This window comes from Rhodoferax sp. (assembly GCF_028689305.1).
Lineage (GTDB): Bacteria > Pseudomonadota > Gammaproteobacteria > Burkholderiales > Burkholderiaceae_C > Rhodoferax.
Window position 1 is genome coordinate 1 of record NZ_JAQTWM010000052.1, and the last position, 8,040, is coordinate 8,040.

8 protein-coding genes and 1 pseudogene are annotated in these 8,040 nt (G+C 57.1%); 7 read left to right on the plus strand and 2 right to left on the minus strand.

What is annotated here, in order from left to right; translation table 11 throughout:
* Positions 1–1,168, plus strand: a 1,168-nt coding sequence (locus PHW99_RS11500) for a methyl-accepting chemotaxis protein (protein ID WP_300177312.1), incomplete at its 5' end; no start/stop codon positions are given.
* Between the two features lie 167 nt (positions 1,169–1,335).
* On the opposite strand, the gene mpl is transcribed toward PHW99_RS11500, so the two are convergent.
* On the minus strand, positions 1,336–2,739 hold the full coding sequence (gene mpl / locus PHW99_RS11505; protein WP_300177315.1) for a UDP-N-acetylmuramate:L-alanyl-gamma-D-glutamyl-meso-diaminopimelate ligase: 1,404 nt from the start codon (positions 2,737–2,739) through the stop codon (positions 1,336–1,338).
* Between the two features lie 88 nt (positions 2,740–2,827).
* On the opposite strand from mpl, the gene PHW99_RS11510 reads away from it, so the two are divergent.
* The 6 genes from PHW99_RS11510 to PHW99_RS11535 all read left to right on the plus strand — a co-directional run bounded on the left by PHW99_RS11510 (position 2,828) and on the right by PHW99_RS11535 (position 7,839).
* Complete coding sequence (locus tag PHW99_RS11510; protein ID WP_300177318.1) at positions 2,828–3,418, plus strand: hypothetical protein; 591 nt, start codon at positions 2,828–2,830, stop codon at positions 3,416–3,418.
* Positions 3,415–3,960 (plus strand): TlpA disulfide reductase family protein, encoded by a 546-nt coding sequence (locus tag PHW99_RS11515; RefSeq protein ID WP_300177320.1) that lies wholly within the window; start codon positions 3,415–3,417, stop codon positions 3,958–3,960. The genes PHW99_RS11510 and PHW99_RS11515 overlap by 4 nt, the downstream gene beginning before the upstream one ends.
* Positions 3,961–4,080: 120 nt before the next feature.
* Positions 4,081–4,533 carry an acetyl-CoA carboxylase biotin carboxyl carrier protein gene (gene accB, locus PHW99_RS11520; protein WP_300177322.1) on the plus strand — a complete coding sequence of 151 codons (453 nt, stop codon included), beginning with the start codon at positions 4,081–4,083 and terminating at the stop codon, positions 4,531–4,533.
* 15 nt (positions 4,534–4,548) lie between these two features.
* Positions 4,549–5,898: an acetyl-CoA carboxylase biotin carboxylase subunit gene (gene accC / locus PHW99_RS11525; RefSeq protein ID WP_300177325.1), complete on the plus strand. Its 1,350-nt coding sequence runs from the start codon at positions 4,549–4,551 to the stop codon at positions 5,896–5,898.
* A 15-nt stretch (positions 5,899–5,913) separates the two neighbouring features.
* Positions 5,914–6,801 (plus strand): 50S ribosomal protein L11 methyltransferase, encoded by an 888-nt coding sequence (gene prmA, locus PHW99_RS11530; protein ID WP_300177328.1) that lies wholly within the window; start codon positions 5,914–5,916, stop codon positions 6,799–6,801.
* 36 nt (positions 6,802–6,837) lie between these two features.
* Entirely contained in the window at positions 6,838–7,839 is a 1,002-nt protein-coding gene (locus PHW99_RS11535; protein WP_300177331.1) for a zinc-ribbon and DUF3426 domain-containing protein, read from the plus strand.
* 60 nt (positions 7,840–7,899) lie between these two features.
* Here PHW99_RS11535 and PHW99_RS18845 read toward each other — a convergent pair.
* Positions 7,900–8,040, minus strand: a pseudogene (locus PHW99_RS18845) (histone); the annotation flags it as partial.

Here is an 8,040-nt window from a genome sequence, read left to right on the forward strand (position 1 = left end):
AGGTGAAGGCAAGGCCGATGAGGCCAATCGTCTTCTGGAAAAGGCCTACCTGCCCGCAGCTGATGGCTACATCAAACTGGTGGGCGATTTTCTTGCCATGCAGCGTCAAGGCCTGGATGCCAAAGCAGCTGAAATCTCCGCCATTGAAAGCACCAGCCGCAATTTCCTGATCGGGCTGGCTGTATTGGTTCTGGCACTGGGCACCGTGTGTGCCTGGTTGTTGACGGTGGGTATCACCGGCCCTTTGGGGAACGCGGTTTCAGTGGCACGTCTGGTTGCGGACGGTGACCTGACGGCGCAGATCCAGGCGCAGGGTCACGATGAAACTGCCCAACTGCTGCAAGCCCTGGCAGGCATGAAAGACCGCCTTTCCCATATTGTTGGCAACGTGCGCCAGGGCTCGGAAAGCGTGTCCACGGCCAGTACTGAAATCGCCCAGGGCAATAACAACCTGAGTGCGCGGACCGAGCAGCAGGCCAGTGCCCTGGAAGAGACGGCGGCCTCCATGGAAGAGCTGAGCGCCACCGTGCGGCAAAACGCCGACAACGCCAAGCAGGCCAACCAGCTGGCCCAAAGTGCCTGTACGGTGGCGGTCAGAGGGGGTGAGGTGGTCAACCAGGTGGTCGAAACCATGAAAGGCATCAACGACAGCTCGCGCAAGATCGCCGACATCATTGGGGTGATTGACGGCATTGCCTTCCAGACCAACATCCTGGCCTTGAACGCGGCGGTGGAGGCGGCTCGTGCTGGCGAGCAGGGGCGCGGTTTTGCCGTGGTGGCTTCCGAGGTGCGCAGCCTGGCGGGTCGGTCGGCTGAAGCCGCCAAGGAGATCAAGAGTCTGATCACGGACAGTGTCCAGCGTGTCGAACAGGGCTCCAACCTGGTGGATCAGGCGGGCGTCACCATGACCGAGGTGGTGAGTTCGATCCAACGGGTGACTGACATCATGGGTGAGATCAGCGCTGCCAGCTCAGAGCAGAGCCAGGGTGTCGGGCAAGTCAGCGAAGCCGTGACGCAGATGGACCATGCCACCCAGCAAAATGCCGCACTGATGGAGGAGATGGCCGCCGCTGCGGACAGTCTCAAGGCCCAGGCCCAGGAGCTGGTGGCGTCGGTCTCGGTGTTCAAGCTGTCACACCAGCGGACGGCTGCGCTGTCTTATTCGTGAGTGAGTACTAACGCAAGCCTGCAGAAACCGCCGCAGGGTTGATCACACGCCGCACGAGGTCCTTGGTGGTTGGGGGACGCATCCGATTGAACTGCCCACGACTGCGCTTTGTCGTTGAATTTACACAATCAATCAGGCTATAGCCCAGGTAAATAAAGCTGTTTGTGCTACTTATTTTGTAGCGATTGCAGTAGTTTGCCGTGGATGCCGCCAAAACCGCCATTGCTCATGCAGACAATATGGTCTCCGGCACGGGCAACACGGGTGATGGCGCTGACCAGGGTATCCAGCTGATCGGACACCAGGGCTTTGTCACCCATCGGGGCCAGTGCGCCGGCTGCATCCCAGCCAAGCCCTGCGCTGTGGCAAAAAGACAGATCGGCACTGTCCAGGCTCCATGGCAGCAAAGCTTTCATGGTGCCCAGTTTCATGGTGTTGGAGCGGGGTTCGAACACCGCCAGAATCCGTTCACCGGCTTGGAGTCGGCTACGCAGGCCATCGAGTGTGGTGCGAATGGCGGTGGGGTGGTGGGCAAAGTCGTCATACACCGTGATCGTGCCTTGGGGCTCGGCACTCACGCGGCCACGTACCTCCATGCGTCGCTTGACATTGTCAAATTGCTTCAAGGCAGCTGCCGCTGTTGTCGGAGATACACCAAGGTGCTCAGCCGCCGCGATCGCCGCCAGGGCGTTGAGCTGGTTGTGGACGCCAGTCAGGTTCCAGGCGACGTGCCCAGCCAGCTGCCCGTGATGCAAGACATCAAACTCATGGGCTGGACCGATGGCCGTGAAGTCGCTCACAGCCGCGCCAAAGCTGCGCACCTCGCTCCAGCAGCCCATGTGCAACACCCGCGCCAGACTTTCCTCCAGGCCGTTGACAATGATGCGGCCGCTGCCATGGAGCCCGGTGCCCGGCACGGTGCGAACCAGATGGTGGAATTGACGCTCAATGGCTGCCAAATCATCAAAAATGTCGGCATGATCGAATTCCAGGTTGTTGAGTACAGCGGTTCTGGGGCGGTAATGCACAAACTTGCTGCGTTTGTCAAAAAACGCGGTGTCGTATTCATCAGCCTCAATCACAAACGGTTTACCCAGGCCCAGACGGGCGGAGACACCAAAGTTCAGCGGCACACCACCTACCAGAAAACCCGGTTGTAACCCGGCGTGTTCCAGAATCCAGCTGGTCATGGCGGTGGTTGTGGTTTTGCCATGTGTGCCGGCCACGGCAATCACGTGACGGCCCTGCAAAATATGCTCTGACAACCACTGGGGGCCGCTGGTGTAGGGCAGGCCTGCATCCAGAATGGCTTCCATCAGTGCAAACTTGGGTGTGCCGTCCGGCAGCCGCGCGCGGCTGACCACGTTGCCCACCACAAACAGGTCGGGTTGCAGGGCCAATTGGTCGGCACCAAAGCCTTCGATGAGTTCGATACCCAGGGCGCGGAGCTGGTCACTCATGGGCGGGTAGACCCCCGCGTCACAACCGGTGACGGTGTGGCCAGCCTCGCGGGCCAACGCGGCCAAACCGCCCATGAACGTGCCGCAAATACCAAGAATGTGAATATGCATGGGGCGATTCTAGTGACCGGTCTGTCACCAGGGCCGGGTCACCGGTCGGTATGTCAGGGGTGGCAAATCAGGGCAAAATGCGTCGTTTATGGTGAATCTGGAATCTGAAATTGCGGCGCTTGCCGCCCGCTGGGTGGTTGAGGAAGGGCTGGAATATGGTCCAGCCAAGCGACGTGCAGCCAAATCACTGGGTTTGAGTGGCCGTGGGGGCTTGCCCAGCAATGACAAGCTCGAAGATGCGGTGATGGAATACATTGCGACGTTTTGTGCTGACACGCAGCCGGCTGAGCTGTTGGCCCTGCGCCAGCTGGCGCTGGCATGGATGGAGCGTTTGATTGATTTTCGGCCGTATCTGGCAGGGGCGGTATGGCATGGAACGGCAACCCGTTTGTCGGATATTTATATCCAGTTGTTTTGTGATGACTGTAAATCGGCTGAAATAGCGTTGATTGATCAGCATGTCAGTTATGAACCCCGCACCGTGAAGGGGTTCAATGGTGAGCCGGTGGAGGCTTTGAGTGTTCATGCGTTTTGCCCGGGCTTGCAGGAGGAAATTGGTGTGCATCTGATGATTTATGACTGCGACGATGTGCGAGGTGCCCTCAAGCCAGACGCCAAGGGGCGGGTCCCGCGAGGTGATGTGTCGGCGCTGCGGCGTTTGTTGGGGGAAATGGCGTGAGTGCTTCTTCCTTGGTCTCCCGACGTGGCTGGGTGGCTGCTGCGGTAGGGGTTGTCGCAGCGGCAGGAGGGGCTGGTCTGGCTTGGCGACGTTCGCAGCAGCAATCTCAGGCCTTTTCAAATGCTGAAGCCTCTTTGTGGCAGCAGCAGTTTGCGCAGGTGGATGGGACGATGTTGGCCATGACGGCCTTTCAGGGAAAACCCATGGTGCTTAATTTCTGGGCCACCTGGTGTCCACCTTGTGTTGAAGAATTGCCGTTATTGAGTGCGTTTTTTGATCAAAACAAGTCTAAAAGTTGGCAAGTCCTTGGTTTGGCTGTTGATCAACAGACTTCGGTGAAGCGTTTTCTGGCGCAAATGCCGCTGTCATTTCCTGTTGCGTTGGCGGGATTTCCTGGCATTGAGTTAAGCCGATCGTTGGGGAATCTCAGTGGCGGCCTGCCCTTCACAGCGGTGTTCGGCGCGGCAGGCAACGTGCTGCACCGTAAAATTGGCAAGCTTTCTGCCGAGGACCTGCAGGTCTTCAGTCGTTTGTCTGGCTGAAAATGGCAGGGATGTTGCGTAGTAAAATGAAGAAAATTAGGCGAATTTTTCTGAAATTCAGAACTTTTACTGAAAATTAAATCAAATTAACATTTATCCACTGCGCGTTGGAGAATTCTTATGGATCTGAGAAAACTGAAAACCTTGATTGATCTGGTGTCGGAGTCCAATGTTTCGGAATTGGAGATTACCGAGGCCGAAGGCAAGGTTCGCATTGTCAAGGGTGGTGTGGCTCAGCCGGTGCAATATGTGCAGGCCGCAACGCCCGCAGTTGCCGCGCCCGTGAGTGTGGCTTCGGCTGTTGCCGAGGTGGCGACACCAGCGGAAACAGCGGAGACAGGGCATACGGTCAAGTCACCCATGGTTGGTACGTTCTATCGTTCCGCCTCGCCTGGTGCCAAGACGTTTGTCGAGGTCGGTGATGCTGTCAAGGAGGGGGACACCCTGTGCATCATCGAGGCCATGAAAATCCTCAATGAAATTGAGGCAGACAAAGCAGGCACAGTGCGGCGCATCCTGGCGGAAAACGGACAGGCCGTGGAATACGGGCAAGCGCTGTTCATCATCGATTGATGCCAGGGCGAACTCATGTTTAAAAAAATACTGGTCGCCAACCGGGGCGAAATTGCATTGCGGATTCAGCGTGCCTGTCGCGAGCTGGGCATCAAGGCCGTCATGGTTTATTCGGAAGCGGACCGCGATGCCAAGTATGTGAAGCTGGCTGAAGAAGCGGTGTGTATCGGCCCGGCGCCGTCCGGACTGAGCTACCTGAACATGCCGGCCATCATTTCTGCGGCCGAGGTGACGGATGCAGAGGCTATTCATCCTGGTTATGGGTTCTTGAGTGAGAACGCTGATTTTGCCGAACGGGTGGAGCGCAGTGGTTTCCAATTTATTGGCCCTACGCCAGAGTCCATCCGCATCATGGGTGACAAGGTGTCGGCCAAGCAGGCCATGATCAAGGCCGGTGTCCCTTGCGTTCCTGGTTCTGAGGGAGAGTTACCGGACGATCCTGTTCAGATCAAGCGTATTGCCAAAGCCATCGGGTATCCGGTGATCATCAAGGCTGCTGGTGGTGGTGGCGGGCGTGGCATGCGGGTGGTCCACACGGAAGCTGCACTGATCAACGCAGTGGCCATGACCAAGAACGAAGCTGGGGCAGCCTTCAATAATCCGGCGGTCTATATGGAGAAGTTTCTCCAGAACCCGCGCCATGTTGAAATCCAGATTCTGGCTGACAAGTATAAAAACGCGGTCTACTTGGGTGAGCGGGACTGCTCCATGCAACGGCGGCACCAAAAAGTCATTGAAGAGGCTCCTGCACCAGGTATTCCGAGAAAAATCATTGACCGCATTGGTGATCGTTGTGTGGCTGCGTGTAAACGGATCGGTTATCGTGGGGCGGGCACGTTTGAGTTCCTGTATGAGGACGGCGAGTTTTACTTTATCGAGATGAACACACGTGTTCAGGTGGAGCATCCGGTGACGGAAATGACCACGGGTATCGACATCGTCAAAACGCAGATCATGGTGGCCGCTGGCGAAAAGTTGCCGTTCACCCAACGTCAGATCCAGATTCGTGGACACGCCATCGAGTGCCGGCTGAATGCTGAAGACGCCTACAAGTTTGTGCCGTCACCCGGGCGCATCACCATGTGGCACCCTCCAGGTGGTCCAGGGGTTCGTGTGGATTCACATGTCTACACCAATTATTTTGTTCCGCCCAACTACGACTCCATGATTGGCAAGATCATTGTTCACGGTGATACCCGTGAACAGGCTTTGGCGCGCATGCGTACAGCCTTGGGGGAGACGGTGGTTGAAGGCATCAACACCAATATCGCTTTGCATCGGGAGTTGATGGTGGATGCCAAATTCATGGATGGCGGTACCAATATTCATTACCTTGAGGGTTGGCTGGCTGATCACGCCCGCTAAAGAGGGCTCGCGGCCATGTATGAACTTCGATTGATGTGCCCGGAGAGTCGGGTGGAGCCTCTCAGTGAGGCACTGGATGCGCTGGATGCGCTGAGTGTCAGTGTGGAGGATGCGGATGCCCAGACCGATGCTGAACAGGCGCTGTTTGGTGAGCCGGGCATGCCACCACCCAAAGACGGCTGGCAGCGCTCACGCGTACTGGCGCTTTTTCATGAGCGCGAACAGGCGCAAGAAGCTTTGCAACTGCTGGAGGCACAGGATTTTTTTGCTGGCTGCGAAATCCTTGGAATCCAGCTGGTGCCTGAGCAGGACTGGGTTCGCTTGACGCAGTCGCAGTTTGCACCAGTGGATATCACGCCGGATTTCTGGATTGTTCCTTCCTGGCATGAGCCTCCCGCACAGGCACGTGTGGTGATCCGGCTGGACCCGGGTCTTGCATTTGGCACCGGAACCCATCCGACAACGCGAATGTGTCTGCGCTGGATTTCGCGTCACTGTACTGATTCCGGTTTGACCAGGGTGCTTGATTACGGCTGTGGTTCGGGTATCTTGGCCATCGGGGCGGCCAAGTTTGGTGCGGCAGAAATCGATGCGGTTGACATCGACCCAGCTGCCGTGGAGTCCACCTTGTTGAATGCCCAGGTCAACCATGTGACCTTGCGCGCTGGTTTGCCCGAGGTGGTGTCAGGTGAGTATCAAACGGTGCTGGCGAATATTCTCGCGACCCCGCTGAAGGTGTTGGCACCGTTGTTATGGTCACGAGTGGCGCCGGGGGGGAATCTGGTGCTGGCGGGCATTTTGGAGCGACAAGCCGATGAGCTCAAAGCTGCCTATGCACCGTATTGTGCGCTCACGGTGTCTGACAGCGAGGATGGCTGGATACTGATGACAGCGGAGCGCTGAAGAGGCTGGCTCTACAACGGTAACAGCAGAAGTTTCATGGGTCTCTTGACACGCTGCCCGGCTTGCACCACCTTGTACAAAGTGGTGCCCGATCAGTTGCGAATTTCCCAGGGCTGGGTCAAGTGCGGGCAATGTGGTGACATATTTGATGCCTCCCAGCATCTGCTTCAGACTTCGATCGAGTCTGAAGCAGACACTGCCGGTGCACAGACGAACACGCCTGAAGAGGCACCCGCAGTGCATGAGGAGCCTGATGCCAGACCGTTGCTCCCGGAACCTGAAACCGTAGATGAGTCACCTGATGCCGTGATTGATGTCGGTGATGTGGTAGACCCAAATGATGTCATTCATCCAACGCTGGATGGTAGTTGGGCTGACTCGCCGGAAACAGTGTCTGGTTCTGTTGAGGCGGAGCCTGAGCCTGCGCTCGTGACGAAGCATGAAGACAGCGCTGTTTCAATGCCTTTGCCGGGCTTTGACGTGCCCGCGGTTTTGGATGACGAAGACGATCATGACCGTGTGTCGTTCCTGCGTGACGAACAACATCGATCTCATTGGCGTCGTCCCTTTGTGCGGGTTGGATTGGTACTGCTTGCTGTCTTGCTCGGGGCTGGACTTTGTGGGCAGTTGCTTTACCAAGAGCGGGACAGACTGGCTGCCTTGCAACCCGAATGGAGGCCGGCGCTGCAAACCTTTTGCGGGATATGGCATTGTTCGGTGCAGCCATTGAAGCAGACAGAATCCATTTTGGTTGAATCGGCGACCTTCAACAAAACGGGTGTAGACCGCTATCGTTTGAGCTTTGTTGTCAAAAACTCGATGAATCTGGCGCTGGCGTTACCCAGCATCGAATTAACGTTGACGGACCTGCAGGACCGCGTGGTTGTTCGTCGGGTACTTTCGCCTCAAGAGTTGTCTGCAACGTCCGACAGCCTGCCGCCTGCTGCTGAATGGCCGGTCGCCGTGACGATCCGAGTCAAGACGGATGCTGTCATGCCAGGGGTGGTCGGCTATCGGCTATTGGCCTTTTATCCGTAATGTCAAAAAAAGCCTGCTGCACAAGGGCAGCAGGCTGGGTGTTGGCCTCGCCAACAATCCTTAGGGCTTTGAACCGGTCGGAAATGGCCAAGCAGCTTGGGGGTTGAGCTTGGTTTGAGCTGTTGGAGCGGCTTTGGGAGCTGGAGCAGCAGCTTTCTTTGCCGGAGCAGCGGCCTTCTTGGCTGGAGCAGCAGCTTTCTT